Origin of the sequence: Nocardia brasiliensis ATCC 700358 (assembly GCF_000250675.2) — a bacterium.
Lineage (GTDB): Bacteria > Actinomycetota > Actinomycetes > Mycobacteriales > Mycobacteriaceae > Nocardia > Nocardia brasiliensis_B.
The window spans coordinates 6,765,839-6,790,792 of record NC_018681.1 but is presented as its reverse complement, the minus strand read 5'-3'; the positions used below and the strand labels follow the sequence as shown (position 1 = coordinate 6,790,792).

Below are 24,954 nucleotides of genomic sequence, written 5' to 3'. Positions count from 1 at the left end.
ACTTGCTACTTCAGCGTGACATCGTCCGCGCTGTACTTGCCTTGCCCGTACCAGCCGTGCAGCCAGATCGTGACGCTCTTGGTCGAGGCGCCCGTGGTGAACTGGGTGGACAACTGCTGGTAGTTACCGCCGGTGCTGGGTGCCCAGGTGGACGCGTCGCTCGTGCCCGTGCCGGAGGCGCCGAGGTAGACGTAGTTGCCGTTCACCCACGCCGACAGCGTGTAGGTGCGGCCCGGTTCGACGGCGACCGTCTGCGAGCACCGGGCGTTGTCGCTGTCGGTCGGCGTGCCGCCCAACGCGTTCTTGCCGCCGTGCACCGGGGTGTTCACGATCGAACCGAGCGTGCCCGCACACGACCACGGGGACAACGCGCCGCTCTCGAAATCCCCGTTGACCACACCGGTGCCCGCGGGCGGCGTCGTGGTCGGCGGAGTGGTCGAGGGCGGTGTCGTGGTCGGTGGTGTGGTCGACGGTGGTGTGGTCGTCGGCGGTGTGGTGGTGGGCGGTGTGGTGGTCGGCGGGTTGCAGTTCGCGGGCGTACTGTTGACCCCGTCGATGACATGGTTGAACAGGGTCGGCGTCGGACCCAGGTTCTCCAGCGAGTACATCATCGCGCCGCCGAGGCCCTTGCAGTGCATGTAATCCACTTTGGCCTTGATGGATTGCGGTGAGTCACCGCCCCACCAGTTCGTGCCGTCGTAGAAGTAGGCGGCCTGTGCGGTGGTGTCGTAGAACGTGCGCGACGGGTTGTCGACGACCCCGTTCAGTTCCTTGTACATCCGGATGCCCGGCACGTTGCCCGACATCGGTGCGCCGGGCGCGGGCCCCGTCGCGGGCTGGAACAGGCCGTGTTCGCTGCCGGCCGGCACGCCCGTCCAACCGCGGTAGTAGAACGGGAATCCGACGGTCAGCTTGTTCGCCGGAAAGCCGCCCGGGATGTCGTAGGAACTGTCACCCGTGGTCCACGCGGTGACCGCCGCGTCGATGTTGTACTTCCCGTTGCCCGGCGGGACCGGATTCATCGGATCGTCCGGCCTGCTGTAGATGGGATCCTGGAAGTTGGTCGGCCCCTTCGCATCCCATGCCCCGTGCATGTCGTAGGTCATGAGGTTGACCAGGTCGAGATACTTGCCGAGGTTGGCGGTGTCGTAGTGACGGATCTTGTCCTGCCCGGCCGCTACGGCGGCGGTCAGCGCGTACCGCTTGCCGTCGGCCGTGCCCTGCGCGTCCAGTTGCTTACGCAGTTCCGCCGTCAGCAACGTGAGGTTCTCGCGGTCGTTCGGGGACGCGTGATTGCCGAGATGGCCACCGCCGCCCGGATACTCCCAGTCCAGGTCGAGGCCGTCGAAGATACCCTTACCTGTGCCGGGCCCGCCGTAGCCGTTCTGTTTCGGCAGGTTTCCCTTGATGAACATGTCGATGCAGGACGCGGCGAACTTCTTGCGCGCCGCATCGGTCGCGGCCACATCGGAGAAGAATTTCGAGTAGGTCCAGCCGCCGATGGACAGCAGCACCTTGAGATTCGGGTGCTTGGCCTTGAGCTGCTTCAACTGCTTGAAGTTGCCGACGATCGGGTCGTCCCACTTGTCGGCGGTGCCGTCGACGCTGCTGGCCGCGTCGAACGTCTTGCCGTAGTCGGCGTACGAATCGCCCGCCCCGTCACCGGCATTCGGGTTGTTCTCGTTCTGGTCCGCGGCCTTGTTGGCCTCGAAGCAGGTCAGGTCGGTGGGGTGGATGTTGGCGAACGCGTACATGATGTAGTCGAGCTTGCCTGCCATCCCCGAGGTGTCGACGTGCTTGGGGTAGAAGGCATTCTGGTAGATCGACCACTGGTTGAAGTAGGCGATCTTGGCGCCACCGGTGGACGGGCCGGTGCTGGCCGTGAGGGCCGGCGTCGCGTTGGTGAGGGTCACCAGGATCGTCGAGACGCCGATCAGAATGGCCGCGACGGAGGCCGCGAGCCAGGGGAATTTTGCCAACCGCATGGGGTTCCTCTCTGAGGTGAGGCTGGATGGGGCTACCTCGCGCAGCGGTCGAGCGGCGAGGCACAGACACGCACCGACGGGGAGAACCTGCGGGGTGTCAGCTCTGATGTCACCGATGCGGCGGCGGACGCGACATCGGCATTCCCGTTCACTTGCCGCGCGGCGGCCCGTCGGGTCGGAGCTGAGCTGGAGCCGAGAACAGTTGTGCGGGTGGGTATCTCAGTGACAGCCCGACGATCTTCCGTCGGTGTCCGGACGTCCCGTTGCAGCATGACACGGTAGTGCTCTGCCCGAGCTCCCCAGCGAGACTGGGGAGCTGCGGAAGATGCTTGGCCGCAAGCAAATTCGCGATCGGCAAGCGCCGCACCGCCGGTCTGCGGGTGGCTCCGCCGCGGAGTGCGCGCCACAGCCGGCTACGCCGGAGCGGCGGGCGCCCGCGGCGCCATGGCAGAACTTTCTCATCGTGTTTCCTTTCCTGATGCGGCAACGGGCTATCCGCCCACCGCCTTGGTGCCGGTCAAAGTCACGGTCCGGCTGTGCTGCGCGGCGATCGGCACGGTCTTCACGTGCACTACGCCACCGCGATCGTTCGGGTCGAACCACCAGCCGCTGTCCGCGCGGTCCAGCTCTGCGCGATCGGCGCAGCGGTGCAGAGCGCCGGTGGAGGTCTGCACCGCGGCCGGTGCGGCGGCGGTGTGCACCGCGAGCTGGTAGCGGCGTTGCGCGGGCTGGTCCCGGTAGGACCCGGTCGACGCGCCGATCGTCACCTCGACGGTGCCGGTCCCGGAATCGGGTGCGCGCACGCCGAACTGCTGGGTGGCCTGCGCGCCGGACCGGTAATCCCTTGTCACTCCGTCGTCTTCGGTCAGCGTGAAGCTGCCCGCGCCCTTCGGGTAGATGTCGAGATCCAGCACCCCGCGGTCACGGGTCTGCCAGGACTTGGTGCCCTGCGCCCACATCGGCACCACCGCGCCCGCCCGGACGAACAGCGGCAAGGTGTCCAGCGGCGCGCGATACCCGTCCACCGTGGTCGGCCCCTGCCAGGTGCGCCCGGTCCAGTAGTCGACCCAGGTGCCTTCCGGCAGATAGATTCCGTCGCGCACCTCGCCGTCGCGATACATCGGCGCGACGAGAAAGTCCTTGCCGGAGAGGAACTCGTAACGCGCCTTGTCGCCCCACGTGTTCGGATCGTTCGGGTACTCCAGCGCGAGCGCGCGCACCTGGCCGACGCCGGTGCGATTCGCCTCGACCGCATAGGAATAGGTGTAGGGCAGCAATCTTTCCTTGAGCTGCAAGTACTTCCGGTTGATCGCGGTGTACGGCTCGCCGTAGCGCCACGGCTGCTTGTCCTTGGGCGCCCATCCGTCCATCGACATGATGGTGGGCAGGAACGCTTTCCACTGCAGGTCCCGGGTGTAGGTCTGCGGGCTGCCGCCGAAGATGCCGTCGACGTCGCCGGTGTTGTACGCGATACCCGACATCGTCGCGCCCGCGTAAGTCGGTATCTGCCAGCGGATGTAGTCGTAGGAACCGGCTTGGTCCCCGCTCCACAGCACCGCGCAGCGCTGCGCGCCCGCCCAGCTCACCGGCGTCCACACGAAACCGCGGGCGTCGCTGTTCTCCTCGATACCCTTGTGCGCCTTGTTGCAACCGTCGAGGGCGAACTGGTAGCCGGGCCCGACCCAGGCCACGTCCAGCTTGCGCACCCGCACACCGGCTTTGACCTCCTCGGCCTGATGCGGCAGGCCGTCCTCGGTCCACAGTCCGAGCTGCATGTTGTTCTTGCGCAGCCCTTCGCCGACCTGCGGCAGATTCTCGTAGCCGCAGCCGTAGCCGTCGTTGACCAGCATCCAGCCGTTGGGCATCTCGTTCTCGGTGTAGCCCTCGGCGATGGCGACGGCATCGAGGGTGTGCCGCTCGCCCCGGTTCGCGTTGTGCAGGTAGCAGTCCGAGTCGCCCATCTCCAGTCCGTAGATCGGCGGCAAGAAGGGCCGCCCGACCAGTCCGGTGTAGGCGGAGATCACCGCTTTCGGGCCCTTGCCGACGACGTAGATCGCGTCGAATCGCCGCTCGTCGTGGGTGGTGCGCACGGTGTCGCCGAAGGTGTAGCTGCCCGGTGCGAAAGTGTTGCGCAGCACGCCGTATCCGTTGCTGGACAGGTAGAACGGCTGCGAATTCGGCGCGCCGCCGTCGTTCCAGTTGTCGTCGGCGAAGATCTTGATCGTCTGATCCCGGTGGCTGAATCGCCCGTTCTGCTCACCGCCGCCGAAGAATTGTTCCTGCCGGCCGCGGCCGAGGCTCTGCGTGGTGGTGTCGCCCTTCCAGGACAGCGGCGACTTCTCGGCCCAGATCTGCGCGGTGTCGGCGCCGTCGTACAACGCGAAGCGCAGCGGGCGCTTGTACGCGCGCAGCGTGAGCTCGCCGGTGGACAGGGCCCAATAGTCGCCCTTGTCTTCGCGTTTCGGGACCGCGGGTGCGGTCTTGCTCGGCAGGACGATCTTGTCGCCGGCCGGATCGGTGAATTTCCCGTCGGGCGCCAGTTGCACGCGCACGGCGCCGGCCTGCGGGAAACTCACCCGCACCGCGGCGGCGCCGGATTTCACAGTGGTGGTGGGGCCGTCGTCGGTGACGCCGCTGATATCCGCCAACTGCCCGGAGTCCGCGTCCGCCAGGGCGTCCGGCATGGCGACCAGGCTGCCCGCGGCGACCAGTAGACCCAGGGTGAGATGTGCGATTCTGCGCATCAAGTGGACCTTTCACGCACGAATGAGCATCGGGTGTGTCCTGCAAGTAGAACCACAACCCCCACCGCAATCTCGACTGGCGACAACTGGGGAATTGCGAAAGATGCGCATCATGCCTGATCAGCGGCCTGCGATTGAATTGATACCGAGCGGTTACTCCCTAAGGGACACCTGTAGTCCAGCGGAAGGAAGAGGTAGTCATGGCCGCGAAATTCGAACTGTTCACGGACAAGGCCGCGAAGACCCGTTGGCGGCTCAAAGCCGCCAACGGTGAGGTCATCGCCGCGAGCCAGGCCTACGAGAGCAAGGCCGCGGCACGCAACGGCATCGAGTCGGTGCAGAAGAACGCGCCCGGCGCGGCCGTCGACGATCAGACCTAGCCGAGACGCGTCCGCGGCACCGGCGTTCGCACGATGGATGCGGCGGTCACGATGCCGAGCCGAACCAAGTGGTCAGGACTTCGGTGAGGGCGTCGTCGCCGCCTCCTTCGCCGACCCAGGCGACGTAGCCGTCGGGGCGCAGGAGCACGGCGTCGGGAGCCGGGATCTCGCCGACGCCGGGCACTCGCCAGGCGGCCGGTGTCGTGGCGTGCACGACGTCGACACCGCCGGGCACCCGGCGCGTTCCGTTGTCGTTGCGGCACAGCAGCATCGGGCGACCCGATCGCAGCAGTTGGTTGACGCGGGCCCCGCCGTCCAGGTCGAGATCGGGCATCCGACGTCCGGTCAGTGGGTGAGTTCCCTTGGTGTCGTAGCGGATATCGAGCGCGGTGATCATCAGCCCGAGTCGGTGCCGTACGACGTCAGCGTCGATCAGATCGCCGAGGATGTCGCGTAAGGCCTCGACGTGCGGACCGGACCGCTGCAGGGCGGTCTGGGCCCTGGTGTTGTGCAGGACTCGCGCACCGACCGGCAGTCGTTCGGTTTCATAACTGTCCAATACCGCACCGGAAGCGTTGCCGCGCAAAGTGATCGCCAGCTTCCAGCCGAGGTTCACCGCGTCCTGCACGCCGAGGTTCAAGCCCTGGCCCCCGGCGGGGTAGTGGATGTGGGCGGCATCGCCTGCGAGGAACACCCGGCCCTCGCGGTAGCGCTGCGCCTGTCGCGCGGCATCGCCGTAGTGCGTCACCCAGCGGGGGCTGTGCATCCCGAAGTCGGTGCCCGCGATCTCCCGGTAGTGGTCGCGGAACTGCTCGAAAGTCACTGTCGCGCCCCGATTCAGCACCAGATCGTGACGCTGCACGACCAGCCGGTACCAGCCGGGCTGAAACTGCACCGCCGAGAAATCGCCCGCGTCGCCGCGGCGCCCGAAGAACGGCTCCGGCGGCGGATCGGCGAGTTCCACATCGGCCAGCATGCCGGTCATGGTGGCCTCGGTGCCCGGGAAGCCGATGCCCGCCAGCTTGCGGACCGCGCTACGCCCGCCGTCGCAGCCGACCAGATAGGCGGCGCGGATTCGGCGTGGCCGGGGTCCGCCGACTTCGACCTCGATGCCGTGGGCGTCCTGGGTGAACCCGACGACCGGTGACGACCAGTGCACCGGCGTGCCCGAGTCCGTTGCGCGCCGGTCGAGTTCGCGTTCGACCACCGATTGCAGCACGGCGAGCATGTACGGATAGCGGGTGTCGAAATCGTGGAAGTCCAACGGGAGGGCGCCGAAATGGCCCGCGTTCATCGGGCGGCCTTGGGCGAGCAGCGACTCGAGCAGCCCTCGCTGATCCAGTAGCTCCATCGTGCGGGCGTGGACGCCGCCGGCCCGTGCCTCGCCGGTGCGCGTGGGCAGGCCGTCGAGCAGCAGCACGTCGATGCCCGCCAGCCGTAGTTCGCAGGCCAGCATCAAGCCGGTCGGTCCGGCGCCCGCGATGACCACCTCGGTCGTTTCCATGACCCTCTCCTTAACAACGTTAAGCTATTTAACGCTGTTAAGGAGACCTGAACGTTGTTAAACTGTCAAGCGTGAAGTTGGATACGCAGGTCATCGCGCAGGCCGCGCTCGATCTCCTGGACGAAGTCGGCCTGGATGGTCTGACCATGCGGAAAGTGGCGGCCGCGCTGGACGTGCAAGCTCCGGCGCTGTACTGGCATGTCGCGAACAAGCGTGAGCTGCTCGATGCCATGGCGCGCAACGTCTTCGTCGCCGCTATCGATGGAGTGGAAGCGCCGCGGCGGGGTGAGGAATGGGACGAGTGGGTGATGCGGCTCGCCGGTCGGCTGCGCCGGTCGATGCTGCGCTACCGGGACGGTGCGAAGGTGCTCGCGGGCACCTACATCAACGACGAAGCAATGTGGCGCACAGTGGAATTGACGTTGCGCACGCTGGAAGATGCAGGTTTCTCGACCCTGGACGCCGGCCGGGTCTTTCCGGTACTACTGCATTACACAACGGGATTCGTCATCGAAGAGCAGGCGCGCCTCGGCACGGATTACGACCGCAACCCCTACGGAATGGACCAGCTCGGGCAGGCGATGAACGCCGACCGCTATCCGTTGACCACGCACATGGTGACGCGATTCGCCGACGCGGACTCCGACGACGAGTTCACCCACGGCCTGCGCGTGATCGTCGCCGGAATCCTCGCTACCCGAACGGATCAGCCCACCTGACCCGCTACTGGTCCTCGGTGCCGGAGGGGTTGTCGATGAGGTAGCGCCAACGGCCGTCGGCACCACGTCGCATGACATCGGTGGCGGTGCCTTGCATTGCGACCGGTTGACCCTCCAGCGGAGGACCGTCCATGGCCCAGTCGATCAGGAGCAGGGCGATGTCGCCGGCCGTATAGGCTTGGCGCAGTGTGGCTTTCATTGAAGTCGCCATTCCCGCGAAATGTGCCAGAGCCGTGGACATTCCGGCTCCGGAGACCGGCTGGCCCGGGCGGGGGACCACGATCGCGGCCGGCTCGTACAGGTCGGTGAGAGCCTCGATATCACGGGCGTTGAACAGTTCGACCCAGCGGTCGACGTGTCGGGTGAGTTCGGCGTGCACCGCCGCGGCATCGTCATGATTCGTCGTCATAACCCACCAAGCATATGCCGCGCCGCCGCCGGCGCCAGCCGAAACCCGCGCGAGGCATTGAGGTTCCTGTCGCTGCGGATATCAGTGGCGTTCGGTGATCCGGACTCCGCGACCGGGCTGCCACAGCTGCACGATCAGGAGTTGCCGCTCCTGGTCGACCGTGGTCAGGACGGCGTCGGTGAGGTCGAGGCGAAAGGCGTAGTCCTCGCCCGCGGGTTCGGCGCCCGCCGCCGCGCGGGCCGCCGGGTCGGTGAGTTCCCTGGCGACGCCCGCGACCTTGGCATCACCGTCGGCCGGGTGGGCGTGGATCGCGCAGCGACCGTCGCGCCGCAGGTCGTCGGCTTTGCGTGCGTCCGGCATCGACCCGAAGACGAGGTCGGGGTCGTGGAACGCCACTTCCGAGCCGCTGACGCGGGGTGCACCGTCCCGGCGCAGCGTTGCCAGCACGTGGCTCTCGTGCAGTTGGAACCGCCGTTTGACCTCGGCCGCCAACTCCGGTGCCTCGTCCTCGAATTCACGCCACGTCGCCATGGCCCCACGATGCCATCGGCCGCGGTATCCGTCAGGACTTCGGGCGGGTGAGGTCGTAGACGGCGACATTGCCGTAATGCACAGCGGTGTAGTGGGCGGCTACCCAGTCGGCGATGTCCTTGTGGCCGGTGGGCCGCCACAGGCCGTTGGTCGCGGGCGGCTCGTTCGGGATGACGCCCGGTTGGTCGGGGACCTTCCAGGCATCGGGCAGCTTCACCTCCTGCGCGAGGTAATAGGTCACCTGGTGGGTGCGGACGAGGTTCTCGAAATCGGCGAGGCTCGGCACCGGGTCGGCCGAGGTGAAACCGCCGATCGCGATGACAGGGGTGTGACTGGCCAGCTCGAGACTCGCTGCTACCGAGGACCGGTCCACGGCCGCCGACCAAGGCGTCGTGGTGTCCCGCAGCAGCGCGGCGACCGGCGGCTCGGTGGTGCCGTCCACGAAGGCGGTGACCGTTCGCCGGATCTGGTTGGCCGGGCCGGGCTTTTCGGGCTCGGCCGGACCGACGGACGGGCTACCGCCGACATGCTCCCGCGGCAGGGTGGCCGCGGCGTACGCGGTGGTGCCACCCAGCCCGGCGAGCACCCCCGCGATCACCAGCACCGAAATCGCCCGGTCGCGCAATCGCCGCGACACCGCGGGGGACACGCTCGCGAGCAGTCCGAGCGCGGCGAGCGTCGATATCGCGAGCACCGTCCAGCGCAGCCACGGCAGCCACTCGGCATTACGGCCGAGCAGCACGAAAGCCCAACCGCCGGTGGCGAAAATCAGCGCCGCCGCACCGATCCGGCCGAACGCCGCGGCGCGCTGCCGCCACACCTCGTGCACGCCGAGGGCGAACATGCCGGCCACGGCGGGCCCGATCGCGAGCGTGTAGTACGCGTGCATACCGCCCTGCATGGTGCTGAACGCGATGCCGTCGATGAGCAACCACAACCCGAAAACCAGTGCGGCGCCCCGCACCGGGTCGGTCCGCGGGGTGCGCCGGCGCGACACCAGCACGAGCCCGAACGCCAGCAGTGCGGCGGGCAGCAGCCAGGAGATCTCGAACCCGATCTCGCCGGTGAACAGTCTGGCCGGGCCCGAACCGCCACCGAAGCCGAAACCGGTGCCCACCGACCGCGGCATCTCGTAACCGGGCGGCAGCTCGAAAGGGTTGGCGCCCCGGTGATTGTGACCGAGGAACCGCGCGAACCCGTTGTAGCCGAGCACCAGATCCATGAACGTGTTGTTCGTCGACCCCGCCAGATACGGGCGCGCCGCGGCGGGCCACAGCAGCGTCAGCACCACATACCAGCCGGACGACACGACCAGCGCCGCCGTCGCGTCGACCAGGTGCCACCACCGATTTCGCAGTGTGGTCGGCGCGACGATCAGGTAGGTGAGCCCGAGCGCGGGCAGCACCATCAGCCCCTCGAGCATTTTCGCCAGGAACGCGAACCCCAGCGCGACGCCCGCCAGGATCAGCCAGCGCACGCTCGCGTGGCGCAATGCCCGGATCGTGCAGTAGGCGCCCGCGGTCATCAGCAGCACCATCACCGCGTCCGGGTTGTTGAACCGGAACATCAACGCCACCACCGGCGTTGCCGCGAGTACGGCGCCCGCGAGCAGCCCCGCGCCCCGGCTGGCGGTGGCGCGCGTGACCGCGGCGTACAGCAGGGCCACAGCGGCGACGGCCATCAGCGCCTGGGGGACGAGCATGCTCGCGCTGCTGAAGCCGAACAGCTGACCCGACAGTCCCATGACCCATTGGGACACCGGCGGTTTGTCGACGGTGATGAAGTTGCCGGGGTCCAGCGAGCCGAACAGCAGTGCTTCCCAGTCCCGGGAACCCGCCCAGGTGGCGGCGGCGTAGAAGTTGTTGCCCATGCCGTTGACGGTGATGTGCCAGAGGTAGGCGGCCGCCGTGCCGATCAGCAGCGCGGCCAGACCGGCTCGCTCCCAGCGGCGCGCCGGTGGCAACGTGTCCGGTGCGGCGAGGGTCGCGGAGTCGATCGCAGGGGGCTGGGCGGCGCTGATCGCGGTCACCGCAGGAGCATGACCGGCACAGCGGTGAGGACCCTGGGCGCATCCTGGCAATGTGCTGTGAACGCGCCGGACATGCGAACGGCCGCACGGATCACCGTGCGGCCGTTCAGCTGTCGGGCGTGCTCAGATCTTGCGGATGACCGTGACGACCTTGCCGAGCACCTGCGCGTCGTTGCCGGGGATCGGTTCGAACACCGGGTTGTGCGGCATCAGCCACACGTCCTTGCCGGTGCGCTTGAACGTCTTCACCGTGGCCTCGCCGTCGATCATGGCGGCGACGATATCGCCGTTGTCGGCGACGTTCTGCTGGCGCACCACCACCCAGTCGCCGTCGCAGATCGCGGCGTCGATCATCGACTGGCCGACGACCTTCAACAAGAACAGCGAACCCTCGCCGACCAATTCGCGGGGCAGCGGGAACACGTCCTCCACCGCCTGCTCGGCCAGGATCGGGCCACCGGCGGCGATCCGGCCGAGCACCGGCACGAAGGTCGGCGTCGGCCTGCCGGAATCGGCGGTGGCGCCGTCGGTTTCGTCGACGGGGGCGACGTGCAGGCTGGTGACCGCGCGCCCCACCTCGTCCAGGCCGCGAACATCGACCGCGCGTGGACGATTCGGGTCACGCCGCAGGAATCCCTTGCGCTCCAAGGCCCGAAGCTGGTGGGCGACCGAGGAGGTGGAGGTGAGCCCCACGGCGTCACCGATCTCCCGGATGCTCGGCGGGTAACCCCGCTCGCTCACCGAGGAGCGGATCACCTCCAGCACTTTGCGCTGACGCACGGTGAGATCCGCCCCGGAAATCGCCGAGTCGGCGCCGCCTTCGCTCTCGTCGCCCGTGTCGTCTGTCTGCCTCACCGCAACCGCCCTTCCGTGCTGTGTCCGGGCGGATCCGTTGCCCGGCAAATCTCGTGCTCGGCTTGTCGAGAATTTCGTCTTTTTGAATCTAGACCGGTCGGGCCCATGTTTCAAACATCTGTTCGAGGAGTGTCGGGCGTTTCTGCTGACTTTGTCGGTGGCTCGTGGTAGAAATCGAACATCAGTTCTTCGAACACCTGAGCGAACAGCATCGAACATGGCACCCACCAGCGGCACCGAAAAACAGCCCCACCGAAGCGTCCAGCTCGACCGACCCAGCTCGAACACAGACGGAGCACCCACCACGGAGGTTTGTCCGATGAGCACTGCGATCAGCGATATCAAGACGGAGATCGGCGCGACACGCAAGAGCGTCGCGCTGCGTGTCGCCGACGACCTCGATCGCCGCGAGGCCGGTGCGGACGAGATCGACCTGGCCTTCGCCACGGTGCCCCGGGTGCACCGCGGCACCCTGCGCACCCGAGCGCTGGACTCGACACGCTCCGTCGTGGATCGCCGCCCGCCCAGCGCGCGCCCCCGCGGCGGGGTCGTCGTGTACGACCGGGGCACAAGGACTTCCGCAGTTCGCCGCGCACGTGGAGTGCACCCCGGCGAGCTGGTCGAGCAGGCGCAGGTCGGGTTCGCGGTCCTGGCCGTCGCGGCATTGCTCAGCGCATTGGTGGTGGCGGTGTTGATCACCCTCGCCCACCTGCGCGCGGGCGATTGGGGTGGGGAGATGCCCCCGGCCCCGGCGGAACATTCGCTGTCCGTTGATGGAGAGGTGGGAGTGGGGCTGTCCCAAGGTGTTCCGGCGGTGGGTTGATTCCGCGGTCGCGGGGGTGAGGGTGGGGGCGGACGAACGGGAGTGGTTGAGGGCGGGGGTGTGCAGGTTTGGTTGTGGTGCAGCCCTGCGGGCTGCGTGTTTGACGGGGTGGCGGGGGTTCGTGCAGGGGTGGGGGTGGACGGGAGTGGTTGCGGCGGGTCGTCCGGGTTTTGGTCGTGGTGCAGCCCTGCGGGGCTGCGTGTTTGACGGGGGCGGCGGTTCGTGGAGAGTTGGTGTGGGCGGGAGTGGTTGCGGCGGGTCGTCCGGGCTTAGGTTGTGGTGCGGCTCTGCGGGCTGCGTGTTTGACGGGGGCGGCGGGTCGTGGAGGGTGGTGTGGGCCGGTCGGTTCGATGAGCGAGGGTTCTGCTGGGGGTTGGAGTGGGGTGCTCGGGGCTGGAATGGCCGGGGAGTGTGAACCTTGGCTTCGCGCGGGTGTTGTTAGGGTTGGGGCGGGTTCGGGCGATCGAAGTTCCGTTGGGGTTGGCTTCGGGTCGCTCGGGGTTTGGTGCGGCCCGGCGGCGTGAGTCTTGGCTTCGCGAGGGTTTGCTGGGTTGAGGTCGGGCGATTCACCTTGCAGCGCAGCTGCTGCGGGTGGCCGGCTTTGTGGCGTAGGTGCCGTGGGGTGGCGAGCGGCCGATCTTGCCGGTGCATCCGCTCGATGCGGTGTGGGGTGGAGCGTTCCAAGGGCGCAATCCTGAAGGCTGCGCGTGCGTGAAAGCTGCCCGGGCTCGTAAACGATGGCGTGCGCGACGTTCCCGCACCTCTTCTGTGTTCGCGCACCTCGACTTGCCGTGCGACACGCCGTGTTTGGGATCGGAAGGGGTGCGGGAGGGGTGGGGGTGGAGCCGATCGGGCTGTGGCTGCGATGTCGGTCGCGCAGTGAGCGGCGGGTCGCGTTGGGGCGGGCCGGGCTGTGCGTGGGTGTCTTCTCGCACCTCTTCTGTGTTCGCGCACCCCGACTTGCCGGGCGACACGCCGTTGCTCGGTGAGGGAGGTCTGTGATGTGTCGGGGGTGAGTGGGGTTTGCTGCCGTCGCCGTCGCCGTCGCCGTCGCCGTCGCCGTCGCCGTCGCCGTCGCCGTCGCCGTCGCCGTCGCCGTAGCCGTCGCCGTCGCCGTCGCCGTCGCCGTAGCCGTCGCCGTCGCGGTCTGGGGGTCGGGGTCGGAGGTGATCGGGTTGGAGTTGCCTGGCGGGGGAGACCCTTGGCCTCGGAGGTTTGCCAGGGCTGGGATCGAGTTCGGTGGTGGGGTGCCCCTGAGGTCGAGGCTGCTCGGCGGGCGTGATGCTGTGGTTCACTGAGGGTTTCGACGGTTCGCATAGCGACTTGCCGTGGGACACGCCTTTGTTCGGTCGGGGAGGTCTGTGAGGCCTCGGGGTGAGTGGGGGGTGCTGCGGTCGGGGTGGGAGGGGCAGGGGGATTCGGGTTATCGGCCTGCAAAGTGGCCGGAATTGTCGATTGCTGTCTGGGACATGTTGCTAGTGTGCTGAAACGCGATCTGGCAGGGGCTCTTGCCAGACGTTCTTTTCGTCGGACGAGCGAGTCGGGACAGCAATGACGCACTTCGCCACTACCGGACGCTCGGTCCGGCTTCTTGCCGGAATCGCCGGGCTCGCTGCGAGTCTCGTGTTCGGGATCGGTGTGACTCCGGTCGCGCAGGCCGCGCCCGCTTACGCGACGTTCCTGGATCTGCCCGCGGTGAACGGGGACGGTACGGGCGGGGGCGGGCTGAATCCGGCACTGCCCCTGGATGAACCGACGCTGGTCGCGGCGGTCGAAGCGGCGCGGGCCGACGGTGTGCCGCCGCGTCGGTACGCGACGCTGTTGCATCAGTACTGGTTGGTCGTTGCGACGCGCAACGCCGATATCGACCTCGCGGGGTGGGATCCGGCACGCGGGGTGCGAGCCAACGAGCGCACGTTCAACCAGGTGTATGTCAACTATCTGCGGCTGACCACGCAGCATCCGGAGTTCTACTGGGCGGGGCTGGCCGGCATCGCGGGCGGCTCGTTCGCCTCGGGCTTCTTCGACATGAGCGATGTGGGTGTGGTGCTCGACGTGCCCGGCATCCAGCAGCTCGGCAACACGGTCGCCGACCTGTTGCGCGGCACACCGCCGGAGCTGGTGCGCGACCTGCCGGCCGACATCCGCCTGCTCGCCGCCGAAGGCCCGCGGCTCACTCCGCAGGACGTCGCCTGGTACCAGACCCGGCTGATGATCATGCAGAAGCACATTTTCACCGACCTGGTTCCGATGCACGAGGCGTATGTGGCGCTGGGAATGCGCGGGATCGACGAGATGACCGAGGCCGGCATCCTCGACGCCGACATCCACACCGCGTGGCAGTCCATCGCCCGCGGCACCCAGGACGGCTACGTCGACGCCCTGATCCGGATGACCGACCGGGAGCAGAACCGGGTGATCGCCGACCAGTGGGACGAGACCGCGGCGGGACGCGCCCCGATCGGGCGGGTCCTCACCTATGTGAGCACGATCGCCGGCAAACCGGCGGTGCCCGGCGTGCGTGCGCCCGGGGTGTTCGCGCCGGCGACGGTCCGGGCCGACCTCGGCGGCCGCACGCTCGCGCTGCGGACTCCGCTGCCCGACTTCAACTGGGCCGACCGCGACACGCGGTGGACCTATATCACCGGTGATCTCGTGCCGCGCCATATCGACCTGGAACAGAATCCGGTGCTCGGGCCCGCCGTGCTCGGGGAACCGTTCTGGAACAAACTCGCCCGCGGGCGGCTCGTGCCGCGCTTGCCCGAGTTGATCGCCGACCTGACCTCGCAGTGGCAGGTGGCCGGATAGGCCCGCCCGCGCGGGCGGCAAACGGGGCGGCGACGGTCCCGCTACCGGGTGAGTGGGACAACCCGGGTACCCGGACAGGTATCCTCGAAGTGCTATGCAGGTATTCCGCGTATCGTCTGAGGTTTACCTGGTGCCGGGGTCTAGGCCCCTGTACACGTGCTCGCCGGGACGGTCACCCCGATCGGTTGCCGGGCCGGCCGCGAGCACTCGCATCGACGAAGGATCTCTCGGATGCATTGCCCGTACTGCCGACACCCAGACTCCCGGGTGGTGGACTCGCGTGAGGCCGACGAAGGCGCGGCCATCCGCCGCCGCCGCGCGTGCCCGCACTGTGGGCGGCGGTTCAGCACCGTGGAAACCGCGATCCTGTCCGTGGTCAAGCGCAGCGGCGTCACCGAGCCGTTCAGCCGGGAGAAGGTCATTCGCGGCGTGCGCCGCGCCTGCCAAGGCCGTGAGGTCGACGACGACGCCCTGAACCTGCTCGCCCAGAAAGTGGAAGACGCGGTGCGCGCCAAGGGTTCTCCTGAGGTGCCCAGCCACGAGGTCGGCCTCGCCATCCTCGGTCCGCTGCGCGACCTGGACGAGGTCGCCTACCTCCGCTTCGCCTCGGTGTACCGCTCCTTCACCTCCGCGGAAGACTTCGAACGCGAGATCCAGGAGATGCGTAAAGCACGCGCCGACGCCGCCATGGTGCCCGCCGAATAGCCGATCCCTCAGCACACCGCGCCCGCACGCCTTGGCATCGAACTCCGCCACAGCGCGCGGATCATCGGTGTGACACAGCGGAATACGACGATGCTGCGAGCCGGGTACGAGGCGTATGTCCACGCCAACCGCTTCCCGCTCCGCGCCGACGTCACCCTGCGGCGGTCATCGTGCGACCGCCGAGGCCGCGGTCGACTTCTGGGTGATGCTGGGACGGCAGACGGCGTTCGAGCGCGAAATCGGCCAGCTGAGCCGTAGGCGAAAGTGCGTCGCCGCCAGCAAGGCAACCTCGTGAACTGCCTGTCGCGTCGGCGGGTGGAAACTCGCGAGAACGCGCCTTGCGGTCAACCTTCACAACGCGCCTAGCGGCGGACGGCGGCGATGGCGCGCTCGATCCGCTTGGCGGACACCGGGTATGGGGTGCCGAGTTTTTGGGCGAACAGGCTGACCCGGAATTCCTCCAGCATCCACCAGATCTCGGTGACGGCCGGGGCGCCGCGCCGGTTCTCCGGTAGGGAGTTCACGAGGCGGTCGTAGGCGGCGATCGCGCGATCCAGTTCGGCCATGCTCTGCCGGTCGCGGACCGCGGAGCCGGGCAGGGCCTCCAGGCGGGCGACGGCGCCCTGGAGATAGCGGGGGAGTTCCCGCAATCGGGTGCTACCCCATTCGGAGACGAAACCGGGGAACACCAGGTTGTCGAGCTGATCGCGCACATCGTCGGCGATATCGCGTTCGGTGGTGTCGGCGAGCGCGGCCGAAACCCGGTGCGCCTCAGCGAGAATCGGGACGAGCAGGCGCACCAGCCGGGCGACCGCGGTGGTCAGGTCCGGGCGGATCTTCGCGACCAGTGCGGCGAAATCGTCCGGGCTGCGCACCGGGCCGCCCGCCGCGGCGATGAGTTCGTCGGCCGCCGCCGCGCGGCAATCCTCGACGAGCGCGTCGATCGACCCGTACGGATTCTGGCTCAGCGCAAGGCGATCCGTGGGCGGCAGGCTCGCGGTGACGGTGCGCACCGAGGTCGGGATGGCGTTGAGCACGAGCGCGCGGGTGCCCGCCCGCATCGCACTGGCTTGCGCGGCAGGCGAACTGAGCACGCGCACGGCCACGCCGGCGCCCTCGGGCACCAGCGCGGGGTAGCCGGTGACGGTCTGTCCCGCGACCTCGCGCCGCACCGTCTCCTCGACCGTGCCGAGCGATTCCGAGGTCCACACCGCGGCGGGCGCGCGTTCGGCGCCCGCGGTCGCCCGCGCCACCGAAGCGGAGACCTGTTCGGCCAAACGGGTTTTCAGTGCTTGCAGACTCTTACCGCCAGCCAGCACCCGGCCGTCGGCATCGACTGCGGCGAAGGTCATCCGCAGATGATCGGGCAGGGCGCTCGGATCGAGGTCGCCCGGGTCGATGGTGATCGAGCCGAGGCGCGACAGTTCCCGCGCCAGCCCGGTGCGTAACGGTTCCGCGCGTGGCGTGAGCGCGGCCAGCGCGGCGGCGGCGAAATCGGGGGCGGGAACGACGCTGCGCCGCAACGCTTTCGGCAGGGTCTTGATCAGCGCCGCGGCCAGTTCGTCCCGCATGCCGGGCACCAGCCAGTCGAAGCCGACCGCGCGCACATGCGCGAGCTGTTCCACCGGGATGCGCACCGTGACGCCGTCTTCCTCCTGACCGGGCTCGAACTGATAGGTCAGGGGGAAGCTGAGTTCGCCCTGCCGCCAGGCGTCGGGGAAAGCGGCAGGGTCGAGCGCCGCGGCGTTCTCGTTGACGACGGTGGCGGTCGAGAAGTCGAGCAGTGCCGGATCTTTGCGGGACGCGCCCTTCCACCATTTGTCGAAATGCCGCACCGAGACGATGTCGGCGGGCAGCCGCTTGTCGTAGAACTCGAACAGCACTTCGTCGTCGACCAGGATGTCGCGGCGGCGCGCGCGGTGCTCCAGATCGGCGACGTCGTCGATCAATTCGCGGTTGCGGTGGAAGAACTCGTGGCGGGTCTGCCATTCGCCCTGCACCAGCGCGTGCCGGATGAACAGCTCGCGCGACAGTTCGGGGTCGATGCGGCCGTAGTCCACCTGCCTGCCGGTGACCAGGGGGATGCCGTAGAGGGTGACCCGCTCGTAGGCGCTGGCCGCGCCGCGCTTGGCTGACCAATGTGGTTCGGAATAGGTGCGTTTCACCAGATCTCCGGCGAGCCGCTCGGCCCACTCCGGCTCCACCTTGGCCGCCATCCGGCCCCACAGGCGCGAGGTCTCGACGAGTTCGGCCGCCATCACCCAGCGCGGCGGCTTCTTCGCCAGCGACGAACCGGGGAAGATCATGAATTTCGCGTTGCGCGCGCCCAGGAACTCCCGTGACTCCGCCTCGCGCACACCGATGTGCGAGAGCATGCCCGCCAGCAGCGCCTGATGGATACTGGCGGAATCCCAAGGCATGTCATCGGATTCGAGCGACGCGCGGTTCACGGCCTGCGGGCGATCACCGCGCCGCCCCCGCCTCTGCCCACGCGAGCCGCCCGCAGCGTCCGCCGCCGCGTCGCCGTCGCGCCGGTCCGCAACGGAACCGCCGCGTCGCGACCGGCGACCACGTATCTCGCCCGGCCCGCCCCCGGATTGCCCACGGCCCCCATCGTTTCCGACGCCGTCCTCGACTCCGCCCCGGCCGCCCTCGGCCTGGTCGCGGCTGTAGCCTCGGCCGCCGTCGGCCTCGCCTCGACCGCCCTCGCCCCGGTCACGGCTGCCGCCAGCGCCCTCGCCGCGGCCACCGTCAACCCCGCCTCGGCCACCGTCAACCCCGCCTCGGCCACCACCGGCCTCGCCTCGCCCGCTCTCGTTCCGGCTACGACCTTCGCCGCGGCCACTTGCCGCCCCGCCTCGGCCACCGTCGCCCCGACCGCCCTCGCCCCGGTAACGACTGTCGCCTCGGCCACCCGTAGAACCGCCTCGGTCACCGTCGGCCCCGCTTCGGCGACCGTCGGCCCCGCCTCGGTCACTCGCGTCCTCGGCCGAGCCGCCCCCGCCTCGCCCGCTCCCGGCGTCGTCCAAGCTGCCCTCGTTCCGGCCACGACCTTCGCCTCGGCTACCCGCAGCCCCGCCTCGACCACCGTCGCCCCGACCACGGCCGCCCCCGCCGTCCCCCGACCGCCCACCTTCGGCCGCACCACCGCGAGCCCGTCCCGCATCCTCGCCCCCTTCACCAGACCACCCCAGCCCCCTGGTGATCGTGCGCAGCTGCCCGTGCAGGTCCTGCCATTCCCTGATGCGCAGATAATGCAGGAACTCCTCGCGGCACATCCGCCGGAACTGGTTGGACGACAACGATTTCCGCTGCTCGGTCAGGTAGTCCCAGAGGCGCAGGTAGGCCAGGAAATCCGAACCCTCGACGACGAACCGGGCGTGCTTGGTGTCGGCGGCCTGCTGATGGTCGGCCGGACGTTCGCGGACGTCCTGGATGGACAGTGCCGCGACGATGATCAGCACCTCGGCCAGGCAACCGGTGCCGTGCGCTTCGACCAGCATGCGGGCCATGCGCGGGTCGACCGGCAGCTGCGCCATGTCCCGGCCGATCGGAGTGAGCGTCAATCCGTAGTCGTCGGTACGGGTTTCGGGTCCGGACTTGCCGTCGGTCCGCTTGCCCAGCGCGCCGAGCTCTTCCAGCAGCGCGATGCCGTCCCGGATGGCCCGCCGGTCCGGGGCCTCCACGAACGGGAAGTTCTCGATATCGCCGAGTCCGAGCGCGGTCATCTGCAGGATGACGGCGGCGAGGTTGGTGCGCAGGATCTCCGGTTCGGTGAACGCGGGCCTGGCCTCGAAGTCGTCCTCGGCATAGAGCCGGATGCAGATGCCGTCGGCGACGCGACCACAGCGCCCGGCGCGCTGGCGGGCCGAGGCCTGGGAGACCTTCTCGATCGGCAGGCGTTGCACCTTGGTGCGCATCGAATACCGCGAGATGCGTGCGGTCCCGGGGTCGATGACGTACCGGATGCCCGGCACGGTCAGCGAGGTCTCGGCGACATTGGTCGCCAGTACCACGCGACGGCCCGGATGCGGCGCGAACACCCGGTGCTGCTCGGCGGTGGACAGGCGCGCGTAGAGCGGCAGGATCTCGGTGCGCGGCAGTTTCAGGTCGCGCAATGCGTCTGCGGCGTCGCGGATCTCGCGTTCGCCGGACAGGAAGACCAGCACGTCGCCGTCGCCTTCGGCGAACAGTTCGGTGACCGCGTCGCCAATGGCGTCCACCGGGTCGCGGTCGACCACCGTGGTGTCTTCGTCGTCTTCGTCGGCACCGGGCAGTTCGAGCGAGAGCGGCCGGTAGCGCAACTCGACCGGATAGGACCGGCCGGAGACCTCGACGATCGGTGCGGGCGTGCCGTTTTCGTCGGCGAAATGCCGGGCGAACAGTTCGGGGTCGATGGTCGCGGAGGTGATGATCACCTTCAGATCGGGTCTGCGCGGCAGCAGCTGTTTCAGGTAGCCGAGCAGGAAGTCGATGTTGAGGCTGCGTTCGTGCGCCTCGTCGATGATGATCGTGTCGTAGCGGCGCAGCAGCCGGTCCCGCTGGATCTCGGCGAGCAGGATGCCGTCGGTCATCAGCTTGATCAGGGTGCGGTCGGAGGCGTGGTCGGTGAAGCGGACCGTGTAGCCGACGACGTCGCCGAGTTCGGTGCCGAGCTCCTCGGCGATGCGTTCGGCGACGGTGCGCGCGGCCAGCCTGCGCGGCTGGGTGTGGCCGATGGTGCCGCGGATGCCGCGGCCGAGTTCCAGGCAGATCTTCGGGATCTGGGTGGTCTTGCCGGAGCCGGTTTCGCCCGCGACGATCACCACCTGGTGCGCGGCGATGGCGGCGGCGATGTCGTCGCGGCGCTGGGTGACGGGCAGCTGCTCCGGGTAGCGGATCTGCGGCACGGCCGCGCGGCGCGCGTCGATGCGGAGTTCCGCGGCGGCGATCTCCGCCTCGACCGCGCCGAGGTCGCCGCCGCGCGCCCGGTCGAGCCGGCGGCGCAGCCGGTATTCGTCGCGGAGGGAGAGATTCGCCAGGCGGGTGCGGAGCTCGCGGGGTCCGGTATCAGCTGTCCTGGTCATTGCATCGATAAGCGTAGCGAAGGAAGGCAACCGGTATTTCCGGCAGGCGGTGCGCCAGGGTTGCCACAGATGTGCCGTTCGTCCGGATCTGCCGGGTGAATACCGGTTGATATGCGAGGATCGGGCGATGAGCGCCGATACGGGCACGGCTTTGTTCTATCGGATTCTGCGGGTCGCCTTCGGTGTGCTCGGTGCCGTCGCGCTGGCCTGGATCCCGCTGCGTGACCTGCACGAGGACGCGTTCTCCCTCGGAAACTACTTCAGCTTCTTCACGATTCAGTCGAACGTGCTCGGCGTGCTGGTGTTGCTGATCGGCGGCCTGGTGGACCCGCAAAGTCACCGCTGGCAGGTGGTGCGCGGCGCGACGACGCTGTATCTGCTCATCACCGGTGTGATCTATGCGGTCCTGCTGGCGAATATCGACGTGATGCTGACCGATCGCTGGATCAACGACGTCATGCACCGGGTGCTGCCGATCGTGCTGGTGGCCGATTGGGTGCTGGTCCCGGCCAGCGCGCGGGTGGCGCTGTCGCCGCGCTTGATCGTGCTCTGGCTCGTCTATCCGCTGATCTACGGCGCGTACACCCTGATCCGCGGCCCGCTGGTGGACTGGTACCCGTATCCGTTCATCGATCCGCGTGGTCAGGGCTATATCTCCCTGACCATCGGCCTGATCGTGTTGACCGGCGTCTTCACGTTGCTGGCCGTCGCCATCGCCGCGGTCGGCGGCCGGGCTCGCCACCGCGTGTCATGAGCGGTCCGGGCGAACGTGGTACTGGCCATACCCGGGCGACGGGATTCGTTGGGCGACACCTTCCTAAGGTAAAGGTGGACACATGAACTCGCTATGGCACGGTTTTGCCGATATGGGTGCGGTCGAGCGGGACGGCGCGTTCGTCGTCGCCCGGGGCGAGGGCGCCTATATCTACGATGCCGCGGGCAAGCGCTATCTGGACGCCACGGCCGGGCTGTGGTTCACCAATGTCGGGCACGGGCGTGGCGAGATCGCGGACGCGGTCGCCGCGCAGCTGCGCCAGATCGCGCACTACTCCAACTTCGGCGACTTCGCCGAGCCCGCCACCCAGGAACTGGCCGAGCGGCTTTCCGCGCTGGCACCGGTGCCGGGCAGCAAGATCTTCTTCACCTCCGGCGGCTCGGACTCGGTGGACACCGCCGCCAAGCTGGCCCGCCGGTACTGGCACGAGCTCGGCCGCCCGGACAAGACGATCGTGGTCGGGCGCAGCAAGGCCTACCACGGCATGCACGTCGCGGGCACCGCGCTGGCGGGCATCCCGGTCAACCGCGAAGGCTACGGCGAGCTGATGGCCGACGCGCGCACCGTCGACTGGGACGACGCCAAGGCGCTGCTCGCGCTGATCGAGGAGATCGGCGCCGAACGCATCGCCGCGTTCTTCTGCGAACCCATCATCGGCGCGGGCGGCATCTACCTGCCGCCGCAGGGCTATCTCGCCGAGGTGCGGCGGATCTGCCGGGATCACGACATCCTGTTCGTCGCCGACGAGGTGGTCACCGGTTTCGGCCGGATCGGCGGCTCGTGGTTCGCCTCGTCGCGCTTCGACCTCGAGCCCGACCTGATGACCACCGCGAAGGGCCTGACCTCCGGCTACCTCCCGATGGGCGCGGTGTTCATCGCCCCGCGTGTCGCCGAGCCGTTCTTCAGCGGCGGTGTCTGGTGGCGGCACGGCTACACCTACGGCGGGCACGCGGGTTCGGCCGCCGCCGCGCTGGCCAACCTCGATATCGTCGAGCGGGAGAACCTCCTGGCCGAGGCCGCGCGCCTGGAGTCCACCTTGCACACGAAGCTGGCCCCGCTGGCCGAGCACCCCCGGGTCGCGGAGGTGCGCAGTGGACTGGGCGCCGTGGCCGCGGTGCAGCTGGTGGACCCCGCCGAAGGGCTGCCGATGGTGAAAACCCTGCGCGCCCACGGTGTTTCCAGCCGCGCGGCGGGCCAGGGCGCGATGCAGATCTCGCCGTCGTTCGTGATGACCGACGAACAGGTCGACGAGCTGGTCGCCGGCTTCACCGCCGCACTCGGCTGAGCCCTCGCGCCCTGGGGTGGGTGAAAGTGGAAGGGGCGCGGCGATTTTCAGAGCGAGCGCGTCATGAACGTGCTGTACGGGTCCACCCGGTACTCGCCGAACGGCGGGCACGACACGAAACCGTGTGCGGCATAGAGCTGCTGCGCGGGCGCGAAGAACGCCGGCGTGCCGGTTTCCAGGCTGACCCGGCGATAGCCCCGCGCGGCGGCCTCGGCGAGCAAGTGCCGCAGCAGGATCGAGGCGACGCCGCGGCGTTTGTGCGTCGCGGCGGTGCGCATGGATTTGATCTCGGCGTGCTCGGCGTCCAGTTCCTTCAGCGCCGCGCAGCCCGCGAGAACCGTGCCGTCCCAACCAGTCCAGAAGGTGATCTCCGGGCGGCGCAGCGCATCCAGGTCGAGGGCATGCATGCTCTCGGCGGGGGAGTTCGCGGCCATGTCCTCGAGGTGTTCGGTGAGCAGCGCGGCGATCTCCGGTCCGGTGAGATCGTCGACGACGATGCGCAAGGCGAGGCTGGAGGTCTGCGCGGACTCGATATCGGACTGGTCGGTATTGCTGGACATCCGTCGATCATGCCGCGCGGGATGGCCGCTCGCATCCGGAAAATGAGTGCTCGACGGGACCCCGCCGGACGCGCTTTACTGTGAAGGCACTCGCCCGCACTTTTCGATGGACGCGGTTGTCCGTCCAGGGGGTCAGATGATGAAGCTCGCCGAGGTCGCCACCCAGGCCGCGGCGGTGGCGCGCCGGGCCGTCGACGAAACCTATTACGCCACCTTGGCGGTGCGGGCCGGCCTGGTGACGCCGGAATGGCCGGACCGGCTCGCCAGGATGGGCGCGGCGGTCTATCGCTCCGGCCTGCTCGGCGGGCTCACCGGGGTGGCCGCGGTGCGCTACCGGGATCGCGCCGCGCTGATCGATGAGCTGGGCACGCTCACCTTCCGGGAACTCGACGAGCGCACCACCGCGCTGGCCAACGCCTGGCGGGTGCGCGGCCTGCGCGACGGCGAGACCGTGGCGATCCTGGCCCGCAACCATCGCGGCTTCCACTACGCGGTCTTCGCCGCGGCCAAGTGCGGCGCTCGAATCGTGTTGCTCAACACCGATTTCGCGGGCCCGCAGCTGCGCGAGGTGGTCGCGCGCGAGGGCGCCGACCTGCTGGTCTTCGACGAGGAGTACACCGAGATCCTCGGCGATCTCACCGCGCCGCGCGGGCGCTTCCGGGCCTGGGCCGAGGAAGCCGGCGTCGGCACGCTGGAGAATCTGATCGCGGGCGCGCCGCGGACCCCGCTGCGCCGCGCCACCACCACCGCGAAGGTCATCCTCCTGACCAGCGGCACGACCGGAACGCCGAAAGGCGCGCCGCGGCGTGACCCGACCTCGCTCGCGCCGCTGGGCGCGCTGCTGGACAAGGTGCCGTTCCGGGCCAAGGAGATCACCGAATGCCCGGCGCCGCTGTTCCATACGCTCGGCTTCGCGCACGTGGCCCTCGCGCTCGGTTTCGGTTCCACGCTGGTGCTGCGCCGCCGATTCGACCCGCAGGCGGTGCTGGACAGCATGCACCGGCATCGCGCCACCTCGCTGATCGCCGTCCCGGTGATGCTGCAACGCCTGGTCGATCTGGGGCCGCAAGCCCGTGCGGGACATGACTTCTCCGCGCTGCGGATCATCTTCGTCGCCGGCTCGCAGCTGGGCGCCGACCTCTGCACCCGGGTGACCGACGCGTTCGGCCCGGTGATCTACAACCTGTACGGCTCCACCGAGGTGGCCTACGCGACCATCGCCACGCCCGCCGACCTGGCCGTCGAACCCGGATGTGTGGGTAGCCCGGTCTCCAGCGCCACCGTGAAAATCCTCGACGACGACGGCAACGAACTGCCGCCGGGACACACCGGACGGATCTTCGTCGGCAACAACTTCCAGTTCGAGGGCTATACCGGCGGCGGGGACAAGGCGCGCGTCGGCAAGCTGATGTCCAGCGGGGATGTCGGCCACTTCGACAGTGCGGGCAGGCTTTTCATCGATGGCCGCGACGACGACATGATCGTGTCCGGTGGGGAGAACGTCTTCCCCGGCGAGGTGGAGGAGCTGCTCGCCGCGCACCCGGCGGTCGCGGAGGTGAGTGCGTTCGGCGTGCCGGACGAGCGGCACGGGCAGCGGCTGCGCGCGGTGCTGGTGGTCCGGGAAGGACATTCGCTGGCCGAGGACGAGGTGCGTGAGCACGTCAAAGCGCATCTGGCCCGGTTCAAGGTGCCGCGTGACGTGCTGTTCGTCGACGAACTCCCGCGCAATCCCACCGGGAAGGTGCTCAAACGCGTGCTGCGCGAGCTGTGACGGAC

The 24,954-nt window shown here is 68.7% G+C and carries 18 protein-coding genes; 9 read left to right on the top strand and 9 right to left on the bottom strand.

Going from position 1 to position 24,954, the window contains the following annotated elements:
- Nucleotides 1-5: 5 nt before the first annotated feature.
- Together O3I_RS30005 and O3I_RS30000 are read right to left on the bottom strand one after the other, a co-directional pair.
- Complete coding sequence (locus O3I_RS30005; protein ID WP_014986777.1) at nucleotides 6-1,985, bottom strand: glycosyl hydrolase family 18 protein; 1,980 nt, start codon at nucleotides 1,983-1,985, stop codon at nucleotides 6-8.
- Nucleotides 1,986-2,476: 491 nt separating this feature from the next.
- The gene (locus tag O3I_RS30000; RefSeq protein ID WP_014986776.1) at nucleotides 2,477-4,729 is read right to left on the bottom strand and encodes a TIM-barrel domain-containing protein; all 2,253 of its coding nucleotides are present in this window, start codon (nucleotides 4,727-4,729) and stop codon (nucleotides 2,477-2,479) included.
- 200 nt (nucleotides 4,730-4,929) lie between these two features.
- Here O3I_RS30000 and O3I_RS29995 point away from each other — a divergent pair, with 200 nt between their 5' ends.
- Entirely contained in the window at nucleotides 4,930-5,109 is a 180-nt protein-coding gene (locus O3I_RS29995) for a YegP family protein (RefSeq protein ID WP_014986775.1), read from the top strand.
- A gap of 46 nt (nucleotides 5,110-5,155) precedes the next feature.
- On the opposite strand, the gene O3I_RS29990 is transcribed toward O3I_RS29995, so the two are convergent.
- Nucleotides 5,156-6,613 (bottom strand): FAD-dependent monooxygenase, encoded by a 1,458-nt coding sequence (locus O3I_RS29990; RefSeq protein WP_014986774.1) that lies wholly within the window; start codon nucleotides 6,611-6,613, stop codon nucleotides 5,156-5,158.
- 71 nt (nucleotides 6,614-6,684) lie between these two features.
- Between O3I_RS29990 and O3I_RS29985 the strand changes: the two genes are divergently transcribed.
- A complete protein-coding gene (locus O3I_RS29985; RefSeq protein ID WP_014986773.1) occupies nucleotides 6,685-7,332 on the top strand; it encodes a TetR/AcrR family transcriptional regulator C-terminal domain-containing protein in 648 nt (215 codons plus the stop codon).
- A 4-nt stretch (nucleotides 7,333-7,336) separates the two neighbouring features.
- Here O3I_RS29985 and O3I_RS29980 read toward each other — a convergent pair whose 3' ends face one another.
- The 4 genes from O3I_RS29980 to lexA form a co-directional block, all read right to left on the bottom strand.
- Nucleotides 7,337-7,741 carry a YybH family protein gene (locus O3I_RS29980; RefSeq protein WP_014986772.1) on the bottom strand — a complete coding sequence of 135 codons (405 nt, stop codon included), beginning with the start codon at nucleotides 7,739-7,741 and terminating at the stop codon, nucleotides 7,337-7,339.
- Nucleotides 7,742-7,822: 81 nt separating this feature from the next.
- Complete coding sequence (locus tag O3I_RS29975; protein ID WP_014986771.1) at nucleotides 7,823-8,272, bottom strand: pyridoxamine 5'-phosphate oxidase family protein; 450 nt, start codon at nucleotides 8,270-8,272, stop codon at nucleotides 7,823-7,825.
- Between the two features lie 31 nt (nucleotides 8,273-8,303).
- Nucleotides 8,304-10,301, bottom strand: a complete 1,998-nt coding sequence (locus O3I_RS29970) for an ArnT family glycosyltransferase (protein ID WP_014986770.1) — start codon at nucleotides 10,299-10,301, stop codon at nucleotides 8,304-8,306.
- A gap of 123 nt (nucleotides 10,302-10,424) precedes the next feature.
- Nucleotides 10,425-11,102 (bottom strand): transcriptional repressor LexA, encoded by a 678-nt coding sequence (lexA, locus tag O3I_RS29965; protein WP_051067033.1) that lies wholly within the window; start codon nucleotides 11,100-11,102, stop codon nucleotides 10,425-10,427.
- A 373-nt stretch (nucleotides 11,103-11,475) separates the two neighbouring features.
- Between lexA and O3I_RS29960 the strand changes: the two genes are divergently transcribed.
- From O3I_RS29960 to nrdR, 4 genes are all read left to right on the top strand, one after another.
- Nucleotides 11,476-11,979 carry a hypothetical protein gene (locus O3I_RS29960; protein WP_014986768.1) on the top strand — a complete coding sequence of 168 codons (504 nt, stop codon included), beginning with the start codon at nucleotides 11,476-11,478 and terminating at the stop codon, nucleotides 11,977-11,979.
- 1,016 nt (nucleotides 11,980-12,995) lie between these two features.
- On the top strand, nucleotides 12,996-13,277 hold the full coding sequence (locus tag O3I_RS45695; protein ID WP_014986767.1) for a hypothetical protein: 282 nt from the start codon (nucleotides 12,996-12,998) through the stop codon (nucleotides 13,275-13,277).
- 253 nt (nucleotides 13,278-13,530) lie between these two features.
- Nucleotides 13,531-14,787 carry a hypothetical protein gene (locus O3I_RS29950; protein WP_014986766.1) on the top strand — a complete coding sequence of 419 codons (1,257 nt, stop codon included), beginning with the start codon at nucleotides 13,531-13,533 and terminating at the stop codon, nucleotides 14,785-14,787.
- A 231-nt stretch (nucleotides 14,788-15,018) separates the two neighbouring features.
- A complete protein-coding gene (gene nrdR, locus O3I_RS29945) occupies nucleotides 15,019-15,492 on the top strand; it encodes a transcriptional regulator NrdR (RefSeq protein ID WP_029900639.1) in 474 nt (157 codons plus the stop codon).
- Nucleotides 15,493-15,854: 362 nt separating this feature from the next.
- On the opposite strand, the gene hrpA is transcribed toward nrdR, so the two are convergent.
- Nucleotides 15,855-20,558: an ATP-dependent RNA helicase HrpA gene (gene hrpA / locus O3I_RS46570; RefSeq protein WP_014986764.1), complete on the bottom strand. Its 4,704-nt coding sequence runs from the start codon at nucleotides 20,556-20,558 to the stop codon at nucleotides 15,855-15,857.
- A 127-nt stretch (nucleotides 20,559-20,685) separates the two neighbouring features.
- Between hrpA and O3I_RS29935 the strand changes: the two genes are divergently transcribed.
- Complete coding sequence (locus O3I_RS29935; protein WP_014986763.1) at nucleotides 20,686-21,312, top strand: Pr6Pr family membrane protein; 627 nt, start codon at nucleotides 20,686-20,688, stop codon at nucleotides 21,310-21,312.
- An 82-nt stretch (nucleotides 21,313-21,394) separates the two neighbouring features.
- Nucleotides 21,395-22,618 (top strand): aspartate aminotransferase family protein, encoded by a 1,224-nt coding sequence (locus tag O3I_RS29930; protein WP_041562962.1) that lies wholly within the window; start codon nucleotides 21,395-21,397, stop codon nucleotides 22,616-22,618.
- A 47-nt stretch (nucleotides 22,619-22,665) separates the two neighbouring features.
- On the opposite strand, the gene O3I_RS29925 is transcribed toward O3I_RS29930, so the two are convergent.
- Nucleotides 22,666-23,178: a GNAT family N-acetyltransferase gene (locus O3I_RS29925; RefSeq protein WP_237748157.1), complete on the bottom strand. Its 513-nt coding sequence runs from the start codon at nucleotides 23,176-23,178 to the stop codon at nucleotides 22,666-22,668.
- A gap of 139 nt (nucleotides 23,179-23,317) precedes the next feature.
- Between O3I_RS29925 and O3I_RS29920 the strand changes: the two genes are divergently transcribed.
- Complete coding sequence (locus O3I_RS29920; protein ID WP_014986760.1) at nucleotides 23,318-24,949, top strand: acyl-CoA synthetase; 1,632 nt, start codon at nucleotides 23,318-23,320, stop codon at nucleotides 24,947-24,949.
- The last annotated feature ends 5 nt before the right edge of the window (nucleotides 24,950-24,954 follow it).